The following is a 21,578-nucleotide window of genomic DNA, read 5'->3' as shown; positions in this document are numbered from 1 at the left end:
CGTTCGGTCGGTATCCGACCGTTATGTGTCCGTTATGCCGCCTCGATCGCCGGGCGCAGCGGTCCGGTCCCCGCGAGGGCCTGGCGGATCTCGGTGACGACCGTGCCGTGCACCGGCAGTGCGAGGTGTCCGACCCCGCTGACCTTGACATTCTCCGCCGGCAGGTCCGGGTGGACCAGGCAGGCCGCCTCCACCGGGATCATCAGCTGGTCCAGATCGCTCCAGAAGGCCACGAACCGCGTACGGCACCCGGGAGCAGGCCCCGCCAGCTCGGTGAGCACGTCGGAGCCCGGCCGCATCTGCCGGATGATCGGATGCGGCGCCAGCGCCGGCACCGCCCGGGTGCCGGAATGGGGTGTACCGAGCGTGACCAGCGTACGGATCCGCAGGTCACCGCCAAGGCACTGCACGTAGTAGCGGGCGATCAGCCCGCCGAGGCTGTGCCCGACCACATCCACCCTGCGGCGGCCGGTCTGCGCGCATATCTCCTCCACATGGCGGCCCAGCAGCTCGGCGGCGGTGCGGATGTCTCCGATGAGCGGCGAGTAATTCAGCGCCTGGACCTGCGGCCAGCCGTGCTCGTGCAGCGAGCGGCGCAGCACCGCGAAGGTCGAACGGTTGTCCACGAAGCCGTGCAGCAGCAGCACGGGCGGATGCGCCCTGACCGGCTCCCGGCCTTCGTCGCGCTCCGGGAGCATGCCGGTCGGATACATCACCAGATGGCCCGCCAGGACCGCCAGGTCCACCGCGGTGGCCCTGGCCAGGCCGACGCCGTGCCACAGGCGGCTCCCCGTGCTGCCCGCGCCCGCGTCGTCCGAGCCCTTGCCCGACCCCTCGCCGGGGGCCTCCTCCCGGTCCGCGCCCTTCGCCGAGCCGTGTCCCGAGCCCTTTGCCGAGCTGCGTCGCGCGCTCTTCGCCGAGCTGTGCCCCGAGCCTTTCGCCGCGCCCTTTCCCGCGCCTTGTCCCGCTCGTCCTGCCTGCCCTGCGCCTTGCTCCGCCCCTGACGACTGGCCGGCCATGGCCCACCTCCCGTCGCGGCCCGGAGTCCGCACTGACCCCGGTGCCATCGGAGAAGCCGGCGCCCGCGGACCGATCCGCGGATGCCGCATCACCGCGCCCTGCGGCTGGCGAGCGCGGCAATGCGGCGTCCTGACAGCGGCTCCTCAGCAAACCCGACGGGTCGCCGAACGGCCCGGGCGTGTCCCTACGCCCTGGCAGGCCGCCGTCGGCCCGACATCTGGGGAATGTGTCCCACTGTGTGATTTCCCCCTCGGTGGCTTCCGTAAAACTGACGGGTGCCGGACGCTGACGATAACGTTCGTTCACACACGTTCACGCAGTGCAGTCCACGGCCGCGCGTCATACGCATGGAGGCAGAGATGGGTGTGTCCGGTCCGATCCGCGTAGTGGTCGCGAAACCTGGACTCGACGGTCACGACCGCGGGGCGAAGGTCATCGCACGGGCGCTCAGGGACGCCGGTATGGAGGTCATCTACACCGGCCTCCACCAGACCCCCGAGCAGGTCGTCGACACCGCCATCCAGGAGGACGCGGACGCCATCGGCCTGTCCATCCTGTCGGGCGCCCACATGACCCTCTTCGCCAAGGTCATCGAGCTGCTCAAGGACCGCGACGCCGAGGACATCAAGGTCTTCGGCGGCGGCATCATCCCCGACGCGGACATCCCGCCGCTCAAGGCCCTCGGCGTCGCCGCGATCTTCACCCCTGGCACACCGACGGGCGACGTCGTGGCATGGGTCAACGAGAACGTGCCGACGGCCGCCTAAACCCTCCGCAGCCGGATTTCGTAATTTTTTCCGCGCCCGCTTCCGGCGCCGCTCCACCGGTTGCGGTGCTGGTGTGACGGGGGATGACCCCGCAGAAGCTCGGGCCATGGTTGTTCGCAGCGTCACTGGAACGTTGTCTTCCGCACTTGCGGCACCCATAAGGTGCTGCCGAAGCACCCGCTGCACGCCCGCTCGGCGCCCGGCGGGTGGGGGCTGCGCGTGCGCGAGGGGGACGACCCGTGGGTTCCGGGGGCAGCGAAGGACAGCATTCGCAAGGGTCGACACTGGCGAGCTCGGCGAGCGACAAGCAGCGGGCCGTGACGTACATGGAGCAGAGCCTGCTCCCTGACACCCGCGCAGCCGGCTGCATGGGCGAGGGCGGCGGCGCGGTCCACCCGCCGATGCTCGCCCCGGCGCCCCCGCCGATCTTCAACTCCGCCAAACCCGACACCGGCCTGCCCGGCCTGGCCGCCTGGGCCACCGACACGGGCCTGTCCACGGCGATGACCACCTGGCGAGGCCAGGCCGGCCGCCTGATGGGCCGCCTGGAGTCGGAACTGAGCGCGCTGCGCGGCACGAAGACCCTCTTCCAGGGCCAGGACCTCGGCATCGGCACCGACCTCGGCACCGGCACGAACCCGCTGGTCACCGACCCGCTGCTGAGCACGCACCCCACCTTCGGCACGAATCCGGCCGCGGGGCCGAATCCGCTGGTGACGAACCCGCTGATCGGTACGAATCCGCTGCTCGGCAGGAACCCGGCCGCCGGTGCGAACCCGCTGGTGACGAACCCGCCGATCGGTACGAATCCCGTCTTCCAGCCGCTGCCCACCAGCCTCGACCAGATGTGACCGGGGACCGACCGTGCCGCTGACCTACCACGACGTGATGACCGCCGACCTGTCGCCGCTTTCTGACGTGTCCGACACCTGGCAGAAGATGGGCGAGCGCTTCGGCGTACTCCAGAGCGACTACCAGAAGCACGTACAGGGCGCCCTGGCCAACGGCAACTGGCAGGGCGTCGCCTTCGGCGCCCAGCAGGGCGGCTCCGCGGCCACCTCCTTCGAGTTCGCGGCCGCCAAGACCGAGGCGCTGGCCATCGCCGGCATCCTCAAGGAAGCCCACACCGAGCTGACCGCGCGGCAGAAGGCCGTCAAGGACCTGGTCGCCGACGCCGAGGCCAAGGACTTCAAGGTCGACGGCTCCGGCGTCGCCACCTACGTCGGTTTCGACAAGCTCACCGAGAAGGAGCGGTTCGACTACCGCCACGACCCGGAATACAGCACCCTGATGGCCCAGTACGGGCAGGCCGCCCGTGAGTGGACCGCCGCGATAGCCAAAGCGGTGCACTCCGTGGACGACGCGGACCAGAGCGTCAAACTGGCCCTCGGCAACGCGACGGGCGACACCTCGCTGGACGGCGGCGGCGTCGGCGGCTTCAACGCGCACGCCGACAGCGACCTGCCGCCGGTCCCGGCCCACGGCAAACCCGGCACCACCAAGACCGACGGCTGGCACGCCGACGGCTCCACCACCGTCCTCGGCCCCAACGCGGGCGTCTCCACCAGCGGCACCGCCTACGGCAAGGAAGGCTCGGCCAAGGTCTACGCCGACCTCGGCCACGTCACCGCCAAGGGCACCCTGACCAACGGCTCGCTCACACTGTCCGGCATCGCCGACGCCAACGTCGGGGCCAGGGCCTCCGCCAACTACGGCTTCACCCAGAAGGGCCTCGGCGCCACCGTCGAGGTCTCCGCTGGTGCGCGGGCGCTGACCGAAGGGCGTATCGAGGCCGGTGACGTCGGCGTCTACGGCCGGGCCACCGGACTCGCCGGCGCCGAGGCCTCGGGCAGCGTCAAGATCGGCCCCCAGGGCGGCAGCGCCGGGGTGAAGGCCTTCGCCGGCGCGAAGGGCTCGGTCGCCGGCGGCGTCGAGGCCGGCGGTATCGGCGCGGGCACGACAGCCGAGGGCTGGGCGGGCGTGGGCGCCGACGCCAAGGTCGACTTCGGCAAGGGCGACGACGGCAAATACCACTTCGGCGGCGAGGTGGGCGCGGCCGTCGGGCTCGGCGGCGAGGTGGGCTTCGAATTCACCGTCGACCCGCACAAGGTGGCCGACGCGGCGAACGACGCCGCCGACGCGGCGGGGAATATCGCGCATGATGTCGGCAAGGTGGCTGGCAAGGCCGGCGGCGTGGCCAAGTCCATCGGGCACGGCATCGGCAGCCTGTTCTGACGTACGGCTGAACCACCCGGTTCGAGAGGGAGTCCGAAATGTCCACGACCTTGCCGGTGCCGATCGAATTCCGGCTCCCCGACGGCTGGCACCCCGCGCCGCCGGACGAGGTCGGCGCCCCCGACGTGGCCTTCGTCGCGCTCTACGCGAAGCCCGACGACCACTTCACCGCCAACATCACCATCGACGGCGAATACCGCCCCGACGACGCCTCCCTGGCCGACATCGCGGAGGCGTCGGTCGAGCGCATGCGCGGCATCGCGGGATCGGTCGTGCTGACCGGCCGCCAGGAAACCGGCTCCGAGGCCGCGCCCGCCCTGACCCAGCAGATGTCCTTCACCACCGTCATCCAGGGCGTGCGGCACGCACTCCTCCAGACCCAGGTCTACCTGTCCCTGCTGGACGACAACGACCCGCACCAGCGGGCCGTGGTCCGGCTGGCCCTGACCGCCACCGCGGGCCAGCACGACGACGTCCTCGGCGACTTCCAGGACTTCGTCCGCACCGTCGGCCCGGACACCGGGTCGCCAGAACCGACTGCATAGGCTGAATGATTCCGTGAGCCTCTTCAACCGCCAGAACGTCACCCTGGTGCCCGCCCCCGGCCTCCCCCCGCGCACCGCTGCGGACCTCCGCGACTCCTTGCTCGCGCTCAACACCCCCGACGCCCGGTACGTCATCCGCGACGGCACCCCCGAAGGCGTCGACCTGGTCGCCGAGTTCCAGCTCGTGAAGCTGACCAGAAAGGGCGTCTTCGGCCGCGTCCAGGACTGCGAGGACTTCCAGATCCGCCTCCGCCTGATCCCGGAGACCGCCGAGGTCCACACGATGGACTACCACTCCGAATTCACCCTGACCGGCGAAGCCCCCCCGCGTAAACGCACCTCCTCCCGCGCCCACGGCCAGATCCACCAGAAGTTCGCCGGCCGCGACCTCGCCCCCGACGGCGAGTCCTACCGCTTCGACACGGACGACCTCAAACACACCCTCCAGCAAACCGTCCTCACCTCCGGCTGGACCTGGCAGGGCCTCCGCCGAGGCAAGCTCTAGCCCCAGGCAAAGCTCCGGAGGACGACGCGGCCGCAGGCAGGGAACGCACCGCAAGGGGCAATCACCCAGGGGCGCGTGGAGGTACCCCCACGCGAAGCTCTGGGGGAGAACGGAGCGCCCAGCCACGACGGCGAGAAGGTCCCGCAGCGGGCCCCGGGCGCGACCCCGGGGGGCACGGTCAAGCCGAACGCAGCTCACCCAACATGGCCGCGCGCAAGCGCAACGTACCGCTCAGCCTCTGGAAGGCCTCCCCCCAATAAGCCACCGCACCCGGCGCGGAATCCGCCGGCTCCTCCCCACCCCCAGCCAGCGCGGCGACCTGTTCCGAGTCGGCCGGGTCAAGGCAGCGCTCGGCCAGCCCCATCACCCCGCTGAAGCTCCAGGGGTAACTGCCCGCGTCCCGCGCGATGTCCAGCGCGTCCACCACCGCACGCCCGAGCGGCGCGGCCCACGGCACCGAGCACACCCCGAGCATCTGGAACGCCTCCGACAGCCCGTGCGCCGCGATGAAGGCCGCGACCCATTCGGCCCGCTCGCCCCCCGGCAATATGGACAGCAGCTTCGCCGGGTCGCCGACCGCGGCGAGCGGCGCGGCCGCCGCCGGGGGCGGTCCGAGCAGGGCCCGCGCCCATCGGGCGTCCCGCTGCCGGACGGCAGCCCGGCACCAGGACGCGTGCAGGTCGGGCTGCCAGTCGTCCAGGACGGGCAGCCCGATGATCTGCTCGGGTGTGCGGCCCCCGAACCGCGCGGGCCAGGTCGCCAACGGCGCCGCGTCCACCAATTGGCCCAGCCACCACGCCCGTTCGCCCCGCCCGTTCGGCGGCCGCGGCGCCACCCCGTCCCGCTCCATCGCCGCGTCGCATTCGTAGGGCGCCTCCACCACGATGCCGTCGGGCCCGAGCGACACGCAGCTGCGGGCCCGAGCCGCCATCCGCGCGGCCAGCGCGGACTCCGGCAGCGCGGAGAGCAGCTCGGCGGCCGTCGCCCTCACGTTGCGACTGCGGTCGCTCAGCGCCTGCTCGAGGAACGGCTCGTCCGCCGCGGACAGCCCGGTCCGCAACGAGTCCAGGAACATCAGCCGGTCCTCGGCCCGCTCGCTCTTCCATGTCGCGGCCAGCAGCGCCAGCGCGGTGTCGGGCGCGGTGAGCCGCAGGCGGCCGAGCAGGGCGACGCGCTCGGCGAACAGCCCCTCCTCCCACAGCCTCTCCACCTGCTCGGGCCCTTCCGGGTCGGGACCGGAGACCGCCCCCGCGCCCGCCCGCAGGGCGTACTTCCAGTCCGGGTTCAGCCCCGCGAGCCAGCGCCCGCGCGGGCCGGCGAAGGCCAGGGCGTCGGCCCGCAGGTCGGTGCGGGCGCGGGCCGCGTCCAGCAGCGCGGGCAGCAATTCCGGCGGCGCCGCATAACCTTCCCGGTGGGCCGCGGCCAGCCACTGCGGCAGCAGCTCGGCCAGATTCGGCGCCGCGCCCCGCCGGTTTCCCCCGGCGCCGGCGGTACGGTCGGCCAGCAGCATCCCCAGCCGCCGCCGTGCCGCGTCCGGCAACTCCGCCCGCCGGTCCTCCGCCGCCACGGCCGGCCGCTCCCCGGCGACCCCCGGCAGCAGCCCGGCCCGCCGCCGCACGACCCCCGCCGCCGCGGCGTCCAACAACCCCGCGGCCGCCTCCTCGGCATCCCCGACCACCCCGCCCGGCCGCCGCCGCTCCGTCCCGAGCAGCGCGCTCCCGACGAGGTCGTCCCATCCGCCATCCATCCGAACCCCTCCTCGTACGTCCCGTGCCGATCACGCGAACCCCGCGTCTTCGGGGCGGCGGCCGCCCGTGCTCCCGCGCTCCGCGTGGCTTCCCACGTGCACCGCGACGGGCGACCGTCGTCGCCCGAAGCACCGTCATCCGCGAACGGCCGCCATCGGCGACGCACCCTCGCCCGCGAACCGACGTCGCCCGCGAACCGACGTCGCCCGCGAACCGACGTCGCCCGCGAACCGACGTCACCTCCGAAGCACCGTCACCCGCGAACGGGCGCCACCCGCGAAGAACCCTCACCCGCGACCCGGCATCGCCGCCGACGCGCCGCGCCCCCCGATGCCCCGTCACCAGCCACCCGTGTCAGGCCGTCAGCGCCACCCCCCTCGGAGAGGCCCGTGTCCACCCCGCCAACGGGCGGAAGCCGGTGGCGTCGGCCTCGGCGAAGAGGGTGACGGGGTGCCCGCCCGATATGGCGGCGAGGCGCCAGTGGTCCGCGCCGAGCAGCGGCACCGCCGCGTCGCCGTCGGCGTCGGCCACGCGCCAGCGGTCCTGGCCCGGGAGGGGGACGACGTCGGCGAGCAGGACGGGCCAGGCGTCGAGCCAGGGGTCGTCGGCCAGCGCGGTGCCGTAGGAGTCGAGCGCGGCGCCGACTGTGGTGCCCGGTGGCGCCTGCCCGGGCAGGCTCGTGCCATACCGCGTGCCGAGGACCGCGCGGAGCGGCACCGCGGCCGGGTGGAAGGCGACCTCGGCGTCGAGCACCGTGCCGACGGGCAGCGTCAGCTCGGGCGCGCGGCCGGCGGCGCCGAAGGAGAGGACGAGCGCGAACCGCCCCGACTCCCCGTCGTACAGCCATATCCGCCGGGTCGTCAGCCGCTCGTCTGCCGTGTCGTACTGCGCGAGGACCAGCCAATTCGCCCTGACCAGCGGCCCCGCGAGCACATCGGCGGAGTCGACGGTGAAGCCGATCCGCGTCCGCACCGTCTCGGCCAGCGGCGCCGGGAGGCGCTGGCGGCCGAGGAAGCCGCGGGCCAGCAGATGCAGCAGGCCCGCTTCCTCCAGCATCCGCGACGGCCAGTCTCCCCCCGAGCCGGCCACCGCCCCCAACTCCCGCACCCGGGCGGCGAGCCCGGGTGCCTGCGCGTCGACCATGCGGGCCGCGATCTCGTCCCACTGCTGATATCCGGCCCGGTCGGAGCCCGCGAGTCCGCCCCGCAGCAGGTCGGTGAGCCGCTGCTCCAGCTCGGCCGCACCGCCCTCGACCCGGACCGCCCGCCGCTCGGCCCGCTTCCGCGCCGCGTCCTGCGCGGGCACGGCGGAGCCGGGCCCGGGACCCGCGTCCGCCCCCGCGGCGGCAGCCGCCTCCGCTTTCTTCCGCCGCGCGTCCATCCACTGCTCGGCCCACTCCGGCGCGGCCGCCCCCGACGCGACCGGCCCCCCGCCCCCCGCCGCCCACAGCAGGAGCAGACCCAGCGCGTGCTTGCACGGGAACTTCCGGCTCGGGCACGAGCACGCGAAAGCCGGTCCGCTCAGATCGACCGCCGTCTGATAAGGCCTGCTCCCGCTGCCCGCGCACAGCCCCCAGACCGCGGCGCCCGCCGCGCCCGTGCCCGACCACGGCGCGGGCGCCGCGAGCCGTGCGCCCGCGGAGCGTGACGCCGCGTCAGGCGCGAGTGCGAGCACCTGGTCCGCTGTCCACCGACCTTCCGTGTCCTCCATGCCGACCACGCTAGGACCGACCACTGACAATCGCCCTGACCTGCGCGGATAGCGGGCTGTGACGGATTGTCAGTGGTCGGGTGCATGGTGGGAGCAGTACGGATCGAGAGGGTCCGCATCGATGAGTGGGGGAGAGCCATGACCGCTACGACGAGCGCCGCGGCCGGCGCCGAGCAGGTCCTGCGGCCACATGCCGAGGAGGCCTTCGCGGCCGAGCTTGACGCGCTCGCCGCCGCTGACGACCGCCCGCGCCCTGCGCGCTGGAATCTGTCCCCGCGGGCGGTCGCCACCTACCTGCTCGGCGGGAAGCTGCCGGACGGCACGGTCGTCACTCCCAAATACGTGGGCCCGCGGCGGATCGTGGAGGTGGCGGTCACCACTCTCGCGACGGACCGTGCGCTGCTGCTGCTCGGTGTGCCGGGCACCGCGAAGACCTGGGTGTCTGAGCATCTGGCCGCCGCGATCAGCGGCGATTCGACGCTGCTCGTGCAGGGCACGGCGGGCACCCCCGAGGAGGCGATCCGCTACGGGTGGAATTACGCGCAGCTGCTCACCCACGGCCCCAGCCGTGCCGCGCTGGTGCACAGCCCGGTGATGCGGGCGATGGCCGAGGGCCGGATCGCCCGGGTCGAGGAGCTGACCCGCATCCCGGCCGACGTGCAGGACTCGCTGATCACGATCCTGTCGGAGAAGACACTGCCGATACCGGAGCTGGGCGGGGAGACGCAGGCGGTCCGGGGCTTCAACCTCATCGCGACCGCCAACAACCGCGACCGTGGGGTCAACGACCTGTCGAGCGCGCTGCGCCGCCGGTTCAACACGGTGGTGCTGCCGCTGCCAGCCAGCGCGGAGGACGAGGTGGAGATCGTCTCCCGCCGGGTCGACCAGATCGGCCGCGGCCTGGACCTGCCGGCCGCCCCCCGGGGCGCCGACGAGATCCGCCGGGTCGTCACCGTCTTCCGCGAGCTGCGCGGCGGTGTCACCGAGGACGGCCGCACCAAGGTCAAGTCCCCCTCGGGCACGCTGTCCACGGCCGAGGCGATCTCGGTGGTGACCAACGGCCTGGCGCTGGCCGCCCACTTCGGCGACGGGGTGCTGCGCGCGGGCGACATCGCGGCCGGCATCCTCGGCGCGGTCGTCCGCGACCCGGCGGCCGACCGCCTCGTCTGGCAGGAGTATCTGGAGACGGTGGTCAGGGAGCGGGACGGCTGGAAGGACTTCTACCGCGCGTGCAGGGAGGTGTCGTCATGACCAGGACCACGGACCGGCTGCCGCCGGTCCCGCCGCGGGACACCGCCGACCGGGCGGCGGCCACCGCCGTCGCGCGGGCGGCGGGCGAGGCGGCCCCGGCGCCGGAGGATGTCGTGCTGCTCGGGGTGCGGCACCACGGCCCGGGGTCCGCGCGGGCGGTGCTGGGCGCGCTGGAGGCGTATCGGCCGCAGGCGGTGCTGATCGAGGGGCCGCCGGAGGCCGACGTGCTGGTGGGGCTGGCCGGTGATCCGGCGATGCGGCCGCCGGTGGCGCTGCTGGCGCATGTGGTGGACGACCCGTCGCGGGCCGCTTTCTGGCCCTTCGCCGAGTTCTCGCCCGAGTGGGTCGCCCTGCGGTGGGCGGCGAGGGCGGGCGCCGAGGTGCGCTTCATCGACCTGCCGGCCGCGCACAGCCTGGCGCTGCGCCCGGCGACCGGGGAGGAGGAGCCCGATCCGGCGGCCCCGGAGCCGGGCGGCGCCGATGTGCGGGTCGACCCGCTGGCGGTGCTGGCGGAGACGGCCGGTTACGACGACCCGGAGCGCTGGTGGGAGGACGCGGTCGAGCACCGGGGGAGCGGGGCGGACGCCGGTGACCCGCTGGCGCCGTTCGCCGCGCTGGCGGAGGCGATGGGCGCGATCCGGGCGATCCACGGCGACGGCGGGCATGCCCACGACCCGCTGCGGGAAGCGCATATGCGGCTCCGGCTGCGTGAGGCGCGGCGGGCGTATGAGCGGACGGCCGTGGTGTGCGGGGCATGGCATGTGCCCGCGCTGGCCGGGCGGCCGGCGGTGGCCGCCGACCGGCAGCTGCTCAAGGGGCTGCCGAAGGCGAAGGTCGAGACGACCTGGGTGCCGTGGACGCACCGCAGGCTGGCCAGGGCCAGCGGGTACGGCGCGGGGATCGACTCGCCTGGCTGGTATCGCCACCTGTTCACCGCCGCCGACCGGCCGGTCACCCGGTGGATGACGAAGGTCGCCGGCCTGCTGCGGGAGGAGGACCTGCCGGTCTCGTCGGCGCATGTGATCGAGGCGGTGCGGCTCGCCGACACGCTCGCGGCCATGCGCGGGCGGCCGCTGGCGGGGCTCGGCGAGACCACGGACGCGATCCGGGCCGTGATGTGCGACGGCTCCGATGTGCCGCTGGCGCTGATAAGGGACCGGCTGGTGGTCGGCGATGTGCTCGGCGAGGTCCCGCCGGACGCGCCCGCGGTGCCGCTGGCCCGCGACCTGGCCAGGGAGCAGCGCACCCTGCGGCTCAAGCCGGAGGCGCTGGAGCGCGAGCTGGACCTGGACCTGCGCAAGGACACCGACGCGGCCCGCAGCCGGCTGCTGCACCGGCTGGCGCTGCTCGGTATCGGCTGGGGCGAGCCGGCCAGGGGCCGGGACAACAAGGGCACCTTCCGGGAGACCTGGCGGCTGCGCTGGGAGCCGGAGTTGGCGGTGCGGGTCGCCGAGGCGGGGATATGGGGGACGACGGTGGCGTCGGCGGCCGCGGCGAAGGCGGCGGACGCGGCGGCGCATTCGGGCACCCTCGCCGAGGTCACGGCGACGGCCGAGGCGTGCCTGCTGGCCGGGCTGCCGGACGCGCTGCCGGTGGTGATGCGGGTGCTGGCCGACCGGGCGGCGCTGGACATGGACGTGGCGCATCTGGCGGCGGCGCTGCCCGCGCTGGTGCGGGCGGTGCGCTACGGCGATGTGCGCGGCACGGACTCGGCGGCGCTCGGCGACGTCGCGGCGGGCCTGGCGCTGCGGATCTGCGTCGGGCTGCCGCCGGCCTGCGCGGGGCTGGACGCGGAGGGCGCCGCGGCCATGCGCCCGCTGGTCGACGAGGTACACCGGGCGGTCGCCCTGCTGCCCGACCCCGCGCTGCGGGACCGCTGGGCGGCCGCGCTGCGGAGTGTGGCCGAGCGCGACGGCGGCATAGCGGGGCTGCTGCGGGGCGCGGCCGCCCGGCTGCTGCGGGACGACGGCCGGCTGGAGGCGGACCAGGCCGCCCGGCTGATGGGTCTGGCGCTGTCGCCGGGGACGGGCCCGGCCGAGTCGGCGGGCTGGATCGAGGGCTTCCTGGCCGGCGGCGGCATGCTGCTGGTGCACGACGAGAAGCTGCTGGCGCTGGTGGACGGATGGCTGGCCGGGGTGCCGGCGGCGGCCTTCGGCGATGTGCTGCCGCTGCTGCGGCGGACCTTCGCCGAGTTCGAGCCCGGGGTGCGGCGCACGGTCGGCGAGCTGGTGCGCCGCGGCCCGGCGGCGGCGCGGCAGCGGGGCGGCCGGGTGCCGGAGCCCGGCCTGCCCGGTTTCGGCCCCACCCTGCACCTGGCCAGGGCGGAAGCGGCGGCGCACACCGTGCGGCTGCTGCTGGGCACCACCACGACGACCGACCTGGGCACGCGCGGAGACGGGGGAGCGGGCGATGAGTGACAAGGGGAGCACAGAGGAGGCCGGGGCGGCCGGGGAGCGGCTGCGGCGCTGGCGGCTGGTGCTGGGCGGCGGACCCGCGGGTGAGGGGACCGGCCACGAGCTGTCGGGGCGGGACGCGGCGATGGACCGTACGCTCGCCGCGCTGTACGGCTCGGGCGGGGCCGGCGGGGGGCGGCCGGAGCGGGGCGGGGAGCGGGCGGCGGGGCTCGGGGGGTCGGCGCCGCAGGTCGCGCGGTGGCTCGGGGACATCCGGCGGTATTTCCCCAGCTCCGTGGTGCAGGTGATGCAGCGTGACGCCATCGACCGGCTCGGGCTGTCCGCGCTGCTGCTCGAGCCGGAGATGCTGGAGGCGGTGGAGGCCGATGTGCACCTGGTCGGCACCCTGCTGTCGCTGAACCGGGCGATGCCCGAGACGACCAAGGAGACCGCGCGGGCCGTGGTCAGGAAGGTGGTCGAGGACCTGGAGGCGCGGCTCGCGACCCGCACGCGGGCCACGCTGACCGGGGCGCTGGACCGGTCGGCGAAGGTCAGCAGGCCCCGGCACCGCGACATCGACTGGGACCGCACCATCCGGGCCAACCTGCGGCACTACCTGCCCGAGCACGGCACGGTCGTGCCGCAGCGGCTGATCGGCTACGGCCGCGCGGACCGCTCGGTGAAGAAGGACGTGGTGCTGTGCGTCGACCAGTCCGGGTCGATGGCCGCGTCCGTCGTCTACGCGTCGGTCTTCGGCGCGGTCCTCGCCTCGATGCGGTCCATCGACACCCGGCTGGTGGTCTTCGACACCGCGGTGGTGGACCTGACCGAGCAGCTCGCCGACCCGGTCGACGTGCTGTTCGGCACCCAGCTCGGCGGCGGCACCGACATCAACCGGGCGCTGGCGTACTGCCAGTCGCTGATCACCCGTCCGGCCGAAACGGTGGTCGTACTGATCAGCGACCTCTACGAGGGCGGCATACGGGACGAGATGCTCAAGCGGGTGGCGGCGATGAAGGCGTCGGGGGTGCAGTTCGTGGCGCTGCTCGCGCTGTCCGACGAGGGCGCGCCCGCCTACGACCGGGAGCACGCGGCCGCGCTGGCCGCGCTCGGAGCGCCCGCCTTCGCCTGCACCCCCGACCTCTTCCCCGAAGTGATGGCCGCGGCGATCGAGAAGCGCCGTATTCCGATACCCGAGGCCTGAAAGGGCGAAGCGACCAGCGGTCTGTGACCGTTCTCACCGCTCACAAGTGATCCGCGATTTAGGCCCCGCCCGCGCGCGGCGATAACCTGCAAGACGGACATGCCGCGTACTCGGACACCGCGTGCGCTTCCCTGGTGACAGCTGGTGACGTGCAGTCGCCCTGCCCGTAGCGGCACGCCCAGCCGGCAGGCGGCGCTGTACCCATGGGCGGCAGCCTCCTGCCGATGCGGATGACATCCAGGCTTACTTCCAGCGGATTCCAGGGAAAAGGGAGACGGACGCGCGTGGACCTGTTCGAGTACCAGGCGAGGGATCTCTTCGCCAAGCACGGTGTACCGGTGCTGGCCGGTGAAGTCATCGACACGCCTGAGGCGGCACGCGCGGCGGCGGAGCGACTGGGCGGCCGTGCGGTCGTCAAGGCGCAGGTCAAGGTGGGTGGCCGCGGCAAGGCCGGCGGTGTGAAGCTGGCCGCCGACCCGGCCGACGCGGTCGCCAAGGCCGAGGCCATCCTCGGTATGGACATCAAGGGCCACACCGTCCACAAGGTGATGCTCGCCGAGACCGCGGACATCAAGGAGGAGTATTACGTCTCCTTCCTGCTGGACCGCACCAACCGCACCTTCCTGGCCATGGCGTCGGTCGAGGGCGGTGTCGAGATCGAGGTCGTCGCCGAGGAGAACCCGGACGCGCTGGCCAAGGTCGCGGTGGACGCGCTGGAGGGCGTGACGCCGGAGAAGGCCGCCGAGATCGTGGCCGCGGCGAAGTTCCCTGCCGACATCGCCGACCAGGTCGCCGATGTGCTGCAGCAGCTGTGGACCGTCTTCATCAAGGAAGACGCCCTGCTGGTCGAGGTCAACCCGCTGGTCAAGACCGGCGAGGGCAAGATCGTCGCGCTCGACGGCAAGGTCTCGCTGGACGAGAACGCCGCCTTCAGGCAGCCCGGCCACGAGGCGCTCGAGGACAAGGCCGCCGCCAACCCGCTGGAGGCCAAGGCCAAGGCCAAGGGTCTCAACTACGTCAAGCTCGACGGCGAGGTCGGCATCATCGGCAATGGCGCGGGGCTGGTCATGTCCACCCTCGACGTCGTCGCCTACGCCGGCGAGGCGCACGGCGGCGTGAAGCCCGCCAACTTCCTGGACATCGGCGGCGGCGCCTCCGCCGAGGTCATGGCCAACGGCCTGGAGATCATCCTCGGCGACCCGGACGTCAAGTCCGTCTTCGTCAACGTCTTCGGCGGCATCACCGCCTGCGACGAGGTCGCCAACGGCATCGTGCAGGCCCTGGCGCTGCTCAAGTCCAAGGGCGAGGACGTCACCAAGCCGCTGGTCGTGCGCCTGGACGGCAACAACGCGGAGCTGGGTCGCAAGATCCTGTCCGACGCGAACCACCCCCTGGTCCAGCGGGTGGACACCATGGACGGCGCGGCCGACAAGGCCGCCGAGCTGGCCGCGAAGTAAGGGACGAGGACACAGACAACCATGGCTATCTTCCTCACCAAGGACAGCAAGGTCATCGTCCAGGGCATGACCGGCGCCACCGGCATGAAGCACACCACGCTGATGCTCGCCGACGGCACGAACATCGTCGGCGGTGTCAACCCGCGCAAGGCCGGCACCACCGTCACCTTCGACGAGGGCCGTGAGGTCCCGGTCTTCGGCAGCGTCAAGGAGGCCATGGAGGCCACCGGCGCGGACGTGACGGTCATCTTCGTCCCGGAGAAGTTCACCAAGGACGCCGTGGTCGAGGCCATCGAGGCCGAGATCCCGCTGGCCGTCGTGATCACCGAGGGCGTCGCGGTGCACGACTCGGCCGCCTTCTGGGCGCTGGCCCAGCAGAAGGGCAACAAGACCCGGATCATCGGTCCGAACTGCCCCGGCCTGATCACCCCCGGCCAGTCCAACGCCGGCATCATCCCGGGCGACATCACCAAGCCCGGCCGCATCGGCCTGGTGTCGAAGTCCGGCACTCTGACGTACCAGATGATGTACGAGCTGCGGGACATCGGCTTCTCGTCCGCGGTCGGCATCGGCGGCGACCCGATCATCGGCACCACGCACATCGACGCGCTCGCCGCGTTCGAGGCCGACCCCGACACCGACCTGATCGTGATGATCGGCGAGATCGGCGGCGACGCCGAGGAGCGGGCCGCGGCCTTCATCGAGAAGCACGTGACGAAGCCGGTCGTCGGCTATGTCGCCGGCTTCACCGCGCCCGAGGGCAAGACCATGGGCCACGCCGGCGCCATCGTCTCCGGCTCCTCCGGCACGGCCCAGGCCAAGAAGGAGGCCCTGGAGGCCGCGGGCGTCAAGGTCGGCAAGACCCCGTCCGAGACCGCCAGGCTGGCCCGCGAGATCCTCGTCGGCTGACCCGAGGCCACCCGCGACGGCGTGGGCCCGCCCCTTTCCCGGGGCGGGCCCACGCCGTTCGCGTCCGGTCGGCCGTCCGGTCCTGTCAGCTGTTCGCCGACGGTCGGGCGGCCTGCTGCTCGTGGGCGGGCCCGTGCCGCGGCGGGGTGCCGTGCTGGGGCAGGACGATCATGCCGACCGTCGTGGCCAGCGCGATCGCGCCGACCGTCGCGAGGACGCCGACCGTACGCCGCCGGGTGCCGCGCTCGCTCGCCTTCCGTACGCCGCGGGGTTCCGGCTCCCCGGCCGGCGGGTCGGGCTCCGCCGCGAGCAGCACCGTCAGGTGCCCGGCGGCGTCGCCGCCGTCGTAGTCGTCGGGCGCCGCAGCGGCCAGCTCCCGCCGGGCGCCGATGATCCGCGACGCGACGGCCGTCGTGCTCGACTCGACCTCGGCGGCCGTCACCCGCAGGCTCAGCCCGAGCCCGTCGTGCAGCAGCAGCGCCCGCCGCCGCTCCGGGTGCAGCCGCACCAGCGCCCGCGGCAGTGCGTCCTCCGCCGCGGCCACCGCCTTGTGCCGCCCCGGCCCCCGGCCCCGCAAGGCGCGCTGCCACGGCGCCAGGGCGTAGTTGTGCGCGGCCGCCCGCACCCACCCCACCGGGTCGCTGTCCCGCGCCACCTCGGGCCACTGCCGCCAGGCCAGGTCGAAGGCGCGCTGCACGGCTCGCGCGGCCAGTTTCCGATCCCCCGTCAGCACGGCGACCTGCCGCCGCAAGGCCGTGGCGCTGCGCAGGTAGAGGGCGTCGAAGGCGCCCTCGGGGTCGGCGGCCTCCTCCTCGGCGGGCAGGACGGTGGCGGCGACCGGGCGGTAGACGACCCGTACCCGCATGGGCGCGGGCGGCGGTGTGCCCGGCCGGCCCGTCGAGGGCCCCGGCTTGCGCGGGCGGGAGCTCTTGTGGCCGGGCGGGGGAGCGGGGGTGGTCGCCGTGGCCGGTGCGCGCCGCGCGGCGGCCTCGGCCTGCGAGCCGGCCGCCTGCGCTGACGCGGCCGCGCGGGAGGCGGGGTGCGGAGTCGGCTGGGCCCGCTTCTTCTGTGACCGTTTGCGCCCGCTCACCAGTGAGGCCTCTCGTCAGACGGTCCGATAAAAGCACGTATACGGCACATCGTGGGCGACACGGCGACCAATCGCCCGCTGCGCGGGCGAAACGGGTGTTCTTGGCACCATGTGACGTCGTGACCCATATGACGGAACACGCACCGGCGTACCCGCCCTCCACGACAGGCCGCGCGCTCGCCGCGGCACGCGCGTCGGCCGTCGCGGCCGGGGTGGCCGCCGCAGGCCTCGCGCTCGCCGTACTCACCGCGGTCGTCCTCCTGCTCTGGGTCGCCTCGCCCTACCCCGACAACGGGCTCGGCGGGGCGCTGCACATCGCCACCGGCCTGTGGCTGCTCGCGCAGGGCGCCGACCTGGTGCGCGACGGCACGCTCTCCGGAATGCCGGCCCCCATCGGCGTCACCCCGCTGCTGCTCACCGTGCTGCCCGCGTGGCTGCTGCACCGCGGGGTCGCGTCCGCGGTCGCGAGCAGCACGCACCGCTCCGCGGGGTGGGCGGTGGGCGGCTACCTCGGCGTGGCGGCGCCCGTCACCGTCTACGCCGCGAGCGGGCCGCTGCGGGTCGACGTCCTCTCAGCCGCGGTGTACGTCCCGCTCTTCGCCGCCGCGGTGACCGCCCTGGGCGCCTGGACCGGCAGCGGGCGCCCACCGCTGGAGCGCCACCTGCCGTGGGGCGCGGACGCCGCCCTCGCGCTCCGGGCCGGCGGCATCGCCACCGGCATCCTCGTCGGAGGCGGCGCCCTCATCGGCGCCGCCGCCCTCGCCTGGCACGCCGGCGCCGCCGGACACGCCCTCGGGCGGCTCAGCGCGCCGCTCGCCGGGCAGGCGGCGCTCGCGCTGCTGTGCGTCCTGCTGGTGCCCAACCTCGCGGTGTGGTGCGCCGCATACGCCCTCGGGCCGGGCTTCCTGGTCGGCGCCGGCCACACCGTCGCCCCCGGGGGCGTCTCCCCGCACCCCCTCCTGCCCCGCTTCCCCCTCCTCGCCGTGGTGCCCTCGCCGGGTGCCCACGCGGTGGGCTGGGCCGCACTCGCGGTACCCGCGCTTGCCGGCGCGGCGGTCGCCTACTGCTGCGTCAGGGCCCGCCTCACGGTGCGCCGCACCGCGCTCGTCACCTCCGTCGCCTCCGCCGTCTGCGGCGTCGCCTCCGCCGTCCTGGCCGCCTTCGCCGGCGGCCCACTCGGCGTCGCCGCCTTCACCTCTTTCGGCCCCACCTGGTGGCTCACGGCCGCCGCCGCCACGACCTGGCCCCTGGCCCTGTCCCTCCCCACCTCCACCCTCCTCGCCTGGACCCGCACCAGGCGCTCCGCGTATCCCCCCATGCCGACCTATCCCCCCACGACGCCGGAATGAACAGCCCCCGCAGGGAGTGGCGGGGCTAGCCCCCACCGGGCCCCAGGTGGGGACGTGACAGCGCCCCGCAGGGGTCAGCCGCGGAGGGCGGGGACGCTTCGCAGAGGCTCCGGGAGGAGCTTCTGGCAGGCCTGCGACGCCGGGGTCGTCAACGCGTCCTGCTTGCACGTGTAGTAGTCGCGGTACGCGAGATGCAGCGCGAAGGACGCGGCGACGATCGCGATGGTCACCGCGCTGGTGACGATGCCGGTCCACGCCGCGGTCATGAAGGAGCGCTGCGCGTCAGGCCCTGGCGCCGGCGGCTTCGGGCGCGGCGTCTGCGTGGCGTCGGCCAGGGCCGACGCCGCGGTGGCGCGGGCCTCGGCGCGGTCCTCCGGGGACATGCGCAGCGCGCTGATGCCCCAGTAGAGGGCGAGCGCCCCGAGCAGCAGGCCGACTTCGACCCAGCCGAGGACCGCGAAGATCAGGCCCCAGCCGCCGCAGACCAGCGCGTAGCGGGAGCGGCGCTGTGCCGGGTCGGTGGGGTCGAAGCGGGGGCCGGTGCCCTGGGGGCCGTTCGGGCCCTGGCCGGGGTCGGGGCGGCCGTCCTGCGGCTGCCGGTTGCCCCACTGGCTGCCCCATGCCTGGGGCGCCCCGGGCCGCCGCCCGGGGGGCGGGGGCGGGGGTGTGCCGTCGGACGAGCCCGAGTCGGCGTCGCCCGGTTCGTCGGGCCGCCTGGGCTGCCAGGGCCGGTCCGGCGCCCCTTCGGGCGGGGGCGCGAACGGGTTGTCCTGGTCCTGGTCGCCCTCGGGCGCGCGCAGCGCAAGACGATTACGGCCGCTGCTCATGATGTGATGCGCCATCCCCTTGGGCTCGACTCCTCTTACCGGGCTCAACGCCGCCGTGTTCTGTCCTGCTCCGCCAGCACTACAAGTCATACGTGACACAGGTGTCGGATACATCACGTTCACCCGCGCGCAGCGCGCGCGAAGTCCCGTGCTCCCGCCAGACGCTACCTCGCGCGCGCTCCCCCGTCCCGTGGGGGCCGTGCGGTGTGCCGGTATCGTTGCTGACGGTCGGCGGTCTCGTAGGGTTCCCCGGAATCCGGCCAATCCCCGACTCGTACGATCATCCGAACGATTTCAGCGAGAGAAGAGCCCCGCCAGTGGCCTCCCACACTCCCGCCCGCAGCACCCCGACCCGCCTCGTCGTCCTGGTCTCCGGCTCCGGCACGAACCTCCAGGCGCTGCTCGACGCCATCGAGGCCGACCCCGGCTACGGCGCCGGGATCGTCGCGGTCGGCGCCGACCGCGACGGCATCGCGGGTCTGGAGCGGGCCGCGCGCGCCGGACTGCCGACCTTCGTGGTGAAGGTCGGCGACCACGCCGACCGCGCCGCCTGGGACGCGGCGCTGACCGAGGCGACAGCCGCGTACGCGCCCGACCTCGTCGTGTCCGCGGGATTCATGAAGATCGTCGGCAAGCACTTCCTGGCGGCGTTCGGCGGCCGGTTCATCAACACGCACCCCGCGCTGCTGCCGAGTTTCCCCGGGGCGCACGGCGTACGCGACGCGCTCGCGTACGGCGCCAAGGTCACCGGGTGCACCGTCCACTTCGTCGACGACGGCGTCGACACCGGCCCGGTCATCGCCCAGGGCGTGGTCGAGGTCAGGGCGGACGACACGGAGGACGCGCTCCACGAGCGCATCAAGGACGTCGAGCGGCGGCTGCTGGTCGACGTCGTAGGGCGGCTGTCGCGCGACGGCTACCGCATCGAAGGACGAAAGGTACGGATTCCGGCATGAGCGCCGAAGACACCCAGGGACAGGGCACGAAGCCTTTCCGCCGTGCGCTGATCAGCGTCTACGACAAGACCGGCCTGGAGGAGCTGGCCCGCGGCCTGCACGAGGCGGGCGTGGAGCTGGTGTCGACCGGCTCGACGGCCGGCCGGATCGCCGCCGCGGGGCTGCCGGTGACCCCGGTCGAGGAGCTGACCGGCTTCCCCGAGTGCCTGGACGGCCGGGTCAAGACGCTGCACCCGCGGGTCCACGCCGGCATCCTCGCCGACCTGCGCCTGGAGGACCACCGGCGGCAGCTCGACGAGCTGGGCGTCAAGCCCTTCGAGCTGGTCGTGGTGAATCTCTACCCCTTCCGCGAGACCGTGGAGTCCGGCGCGGGCGACGACGAGTGCGTCGAGCAGATCGACATCGGCGGCCCCTCGATGGTGCGCGCCGCCGCCAAGAACCACCCGTCGGTGGCCGTGGTCACCAGCCCGGCGCGCTACGCCGACGTGCTGGCGGCCGCCAAGGCGGGCGGCTTCGACCTGCACACCCGCAAGCGGCTCGCCGCCGAGGCCTTCCAGCACACCGCCGCCTACGACGTGGCCGTGGCGTCCTGGTTCGCCGACGGCTACGCGGCCGACGACACCAGCGCCTTCCCGGAATTCGTCGGCGAGGTCTTCTCCCGCCGCCAGACGCTGCGCTACGGCGAGAACCCGCACCAGCCCGCCGCGCTGTACGTCACCGGCGAGGGCGGCGGCCTGGCCGGCGCCGAGCAGCTGCACGGCAAGGAGATGTCGTACAACAACTACGTGGACACCGAGGCCGCCCGCCGGGCCGCCTACGACCACGACGGCGTCTGCGTGGCGATCATCAAGCACGCCAACCCGTGCGGTATCGCGGTCGGTTCCGACGTCGCCGACGCGCACCGCAAGGCGCACGCCTGCGACCCGCTGTCCGCTTTCGGCGGTGTCATCGCCGTCAACCGCCCGGTCTCCGTCGCGATGGCCGAGCAGGTCGCCGACATCTTCACCGAGGTCATCGTCGCCCCGGACTACGAGGACGGCGCCGTGGAGGTGCTGGCCCGCAAGAAGAACATCCGGGTGCTGCGGGTCGCCGCCGCGCCCGACGCGGTCGCCGAGTACAAGCCCATCGAGGGCGGCATCCTGCTCCAGGTCAAGGACCGGCTGCAGGCCGAGGGCGACGACCCGGCCAACTGGACGCTGGCCACCGGTGAGGCACTGCCCGCAGACGAGCTGGCCGACCTCGCCTTCGCCTGGCGCGCGTCGCGTGCCGTGAAGTCCAACGCCATCCTGCTCGCCAAGGACGGCGCCACCGTCGGCGTGGGAATGGGCCAGGTCAACCGGGTCGACTCGGCGAAGCTCGCGGTCGCCCGCGCCGGCGCCGAGCGCGCCGCCGGCTCCTATGCCGCCTCCGACGCCTTCTTCCCCTTCCCCGACGGCTTCGAGGTCCTGGCCGAGGCGGGCGTCCGCGCGGTGGCCCAGCCCGGCGGCTCGATCCGCGACGAAGCGGTGATCGAGGCGGCGCAGAAGGCCGGCGTGACGATGTACCTGACCGGCACGCGGCACTTCTTCCACTGACAGCGGCACGTCGTGAGCAGTCCGAGGCCGTACCCCGC

At 73.9% G+C, this 21,578-nt stretch carries 18 protein-coding genes; 13 read left to right on the top strand and 5 right to left on the bottom strand.

Annotated elements, in window-relative coordinates; genetic code table 11:
* Positions 1 to 32: 32 nt before the first annotated feature.
* On the bottom strand, positions 33 to 713 hold the full coding sequence (locus OG900_15650) for an alpha/beta fold hydrolase (GenBank protein ID WUH95780.1): 681 nt from the start codon (positions 711 to 713) through the stop codon (positions 33 to 35).
* Between the two features lie 666 nt (positions 714 to 1,379).
* On the opposite strand from OG900_15650, the gene OG900_15645 reads away from it, so the two are divergent.
* From OG900_15645 to OG900_15625, 5 genes are all read left to right on the top strand, one after another.
* Complete coding sequence (locus tag OG900_15645; GenBank protein WUH91396.1) at positions 1,380 to 1,787, top strand: cobalamin B12-binding domain-containing protein; 408 nt, start codon at positions 1,380 to 1,382, stop codon at positions 1,785 to 1,787.
* Between the two features lie 317 nt (positions 1,788 to 2,104).
* Positions 2,105 to 2,638 (top strand): hypothetical protein, encoded by a 534-nt coding sequence (locus OG900_15640; protein ID WUH91395.1) that lies wholly within the window; start codon positions 2,105 to 2,107, stop codon positions 2,636 to 2,638.
* Between the two features lie 13 nt (positions 2,639 to 2,651).
* Positions 2,652 to 4,022 (top strand): hypothetical protein, encoded by a 1,371-nt coding sequence (locus OG900_15635; protein WUH91394.1) that lies wholly within the window; start codon positions 2,652 to 2,654, stop codon positions 4,020 to 4,022.
* 38 nt (positions 4,023 to 4,060) lie between these two features.
* The gene (locus OG900_15630; protein ID WUH91393.1) at positions 4,061 to 4,567 is read left to right on the top strand and encodes a hypothetical protein; all 507 of its coding nucleotides are present in this window, start codon (positions 4,061 to 4,063) and stop codon (positions 4,565 to 4,567) included.
* 13 nt (positions 4,568 to 4,580) lie between these two features.
* Positions 4,581 to 5,072: a hypothetical protein gene (locus tag OG900_15625; GenBank protein WUH91392.1), complete on the top strand. Its 492-nt coding sequence runs from the start codon at positions 4,581 to 4,583 to the stop codon at positions 5,070 to 5,072.
* A gap of 178 nt (positions 5,073 to 5,250) precedes the next feature.
* On the opposite strand, the gene OG900_15620 is transcribed toward OG900_15625, so the two are convergent.
* Positions 5,251 to 6,819 (bottom strand): DUF5691 domain-containing protein, encoded by a 1,569-nt coding sequence (locus OG900_15620; GenBank protein ID WUH91391.1) that lies wholly within the window; start codon positions 6,817 to 6,819, stop codon positions 5,251 to 5,253.
* A 355-nt stretch (positions 6,820 to 7,174) separates the two neighbouring features.
* A complete protein-coding gene (locus OG900_15615; GenBank protein ID WUH91390.1) occupies positions 7,175 to 8,530 on the bottom strand; it encodes an SWIM zinc finger family protein in 1,356 nt (451 codons plus the stop codon).
* A gap of 138 nt (positions 8,531 to 8,668) precedes the next feature.
* Between OG900_15615 and OG900_15610 the strand changes: the two genes are divergently transcribed.
* From OG900_15610 to sucD, 5 genes are all read left to right on the top strand, one after another.
* Positions 8,669 to 9,781, top strand: coding sequence for an AAA family ATPase (locus tag OG900_15610; protein WUH91389.1), 1,113 nt, complete (start codon positions 8,669 to 8,671; stop codon positions 9,779 to 9,781).
* Complete coding sequence (locus tag OG900_15605; protein WUH91388.1) at positions 9,778 to 12,198, top strand: DUF5682 family protein; 2,421 nt, start codon at positions 9,778 to 9,780, stop codon at positions 12,196 to 12,198. Before OG900_15610 ends, OG900_15605 begins: the two co-directional genes overlap by 4 nt.
* Positions 12,191 to 13,378, top strand: coding sequence for a VWA domain-containing protein (locus OG900_15600; GenBank protein ID WUH91387.1), 1,188 nt, complete (start codon positions 12,191 to 12,193; stop codon positions 13,376 to 13,378). Before OG900_15605 ends, OG900_15600 begins: the two co-directional genes overlap by 8 nt.
* A gap of 284 nt (positions 13,379 to 13,662) precedes the next feature.
* Positions 13,663 to 14,835 (top strand): ADP-forming succinate--CoA ligase subunit beta, encoded by a 1,173-nt coding sequence (sucC, locus tag OG900_15595; GenBank protein ID WUH91386.1) that lies wholly within the window; start codon positions 13,663 to 13,665, stop codon positions 14,833 to 14,835.
* 21 nt (positions 14,836 to 14,856) lie between these two features.
* Complete coding sequence (gene sucD, locus OG900_15590; GenBank protein ID WUH91385.1) at positions 14,857 to 15,744, top strand: succinate--CoA ligase subunit alpha; 888 nt, start codon at positions 14,857 to 14,859, stop codon at positions 15,742 to 15,744.
* 85 nt (positions 15,745 to 15,829) lie between these two features.
* Here the strand turns inward: sucD and OG900_15585 are convergent, their stop codons facing one another.
* Positions 15,830 to 16,834: an RNA polymerase subunit sigma-24 gene (locus OG900_15585; protein WUH91384.1), complete on the bottom strand. Its 1,005-nt coding sequence runs from the start codon at positions 16,832 to 16,834 to the stop codon at positions 15,830 to 15,832.
* Between the two features lie 128 nt (positions 16,835 to 16,962).
* On the opposite strand from OG900_15585, the gene OG900_15580 reads away from it, so the two are divergent.
* A complete protein-coding gene (locus OG900_15580) occupies positions 16,963 to 18,183 on the top strand; it encodes a DUF6350 family protein (GenBank protein WUH95779.1) in 1,221 nt (406 codons plus the stop codon).
* Positions 18,184 to 18,257: 74 nt separating this feature from the next.
* Here OG900_15580 and OG900_15575 read toward each other — a convergent pair whose 3' ends face one another.
* Entirely contained in the window at positions 18,258 to 19,025 is a 768-nt protein-coding gene (locus OG900_15575; GenBank protein ID WUH91383.1) for a hypothetical protein, read from the bottom strand.
* A gap of 302 nt (positions 19,026 to 19,327) precedes the next feature.
* On the opposite strand from OG900_15575, the gene purN reads away from it, so the two are divergent.
* Positions 19,328 to 19,966 (top strand): phosphoribosylglycinamide formyltransferase, encoded by a 639-nt coding sequence (gene purN, locus OG900_15570; GenBank protein WUH91382.1) that lies wholly within the window; start codon positions 19,328 to 19,330, stop codon positions 19,964 to 19,966.
* Entirely contained in the window at positions 19,963 to 21,540 is a 1,578-nt protein-coding gene (purH, locus tag OG900_15565; protein ID WUH91381.1) for a bifunctional phosphoribosylaminoimidazolecarboxamide formyltransferase/IMP cyclohydrolase, read from the top strand. The genes purN and purH overlap by 4 nt, the downstream gene beginning before the upstream one ends.
* The last annotated feature ends 38 nt before the right edge of the window (positions 21,541 to 21,578 follow it).

Source organism: Streptomyces sp. NBC_00433 (genome assembly GCA_036015235.1).
Classification (GTDB): domain Bacteria; phylum Actinomycetota; class Actinomycetes; order Streptomycetales; family Streptomycetaceae; genus Actinacidiphila.
This window is presented reverse-complemented; position numbering and strand designations above follow the sequence as displayed.

Bases quoted from the DNA above. Each gene is read 5' to 3' on its own strand.
- OG900_15580 (WUH95779.1), top strand. From the start codon at position 16,963: ATGACGGAACACGCACCGGCGTACCCGCCCTCCACGACAGGCCGCGCG.
- purH (WUH91381.1), top strand. From the start codon at position 19,963: ATGAGCGCCGAAGACACCCAGGGACAGGGCACGAAGCCTTTCCGCCGT.
- OG900_15650 (WUH95780.1), bottom strand. From the start codon at position 713: ATGTATCCGACCGGCATGCTCCCGGAGCGCGACGAAGGCCGGGAGCCG.
- OG900_15615 (WUH91390.1), bottom strand. From the start codon at position 8,530: ATGGAGGACACGGAAGGTCGGTGGACAGCGGACCAGGTGCTCGCACTC.
- OG900_15575 (WUH91383.1), bottom strand. From the start codon at position 19,025: ATGGCGCATCACATCATGAGCAGCGGCCGTAATCGTCTTGCGCTGCGC.
- OG900_15605 (WUH91388.1), top strand. From the start codon at position 9,778: ATGACCAGGACCACGGACCGGCTGCCGCCGGTCCCGCCGCGGGACACC.
- OG900_15645 (WUH91396.1), top strand. From the start codon at position 1,380: ATGGGTGTGTCCGGTCCGATCCGCGTAGTGGTCGCGAAACCTGGACTC.
- OG900_15620 (WUH91391.1), bottom strand. From the start codon at position 6,819: ATGGATGGCGGATGGGACGACCTCGTCGGGAGCGCGCTGCTCGGGACG.
- OG900_15610 (WUH91389.1), top strand. From the start codon at position 8,669: ATGACCGCTACGACGAGCGCCGCGGCCGGCGCCGAGCAGGTCCTGCGG.
- sucD (WUH91385.1), top strand. From the start codon at position 14,857: ATGGCTATCTTCCTCACCAAGGACAGCAAGGTCATCGTCCAGGGCATG.
- OG900_15630 (WUH91393.1), top strand. From the start codon at position 4,061: ATGTCCACGACCTTGCCGGTGCCGATCGAATTCCGGCTCCCCGACGGC.
- OG900_15600 (WUH91387.1), top strand. From the start codon at position 12,191: ATGAGTGACAAGGGGAGCACAGAGGAGGCCGGGGCGGCCGGGGAGCGG.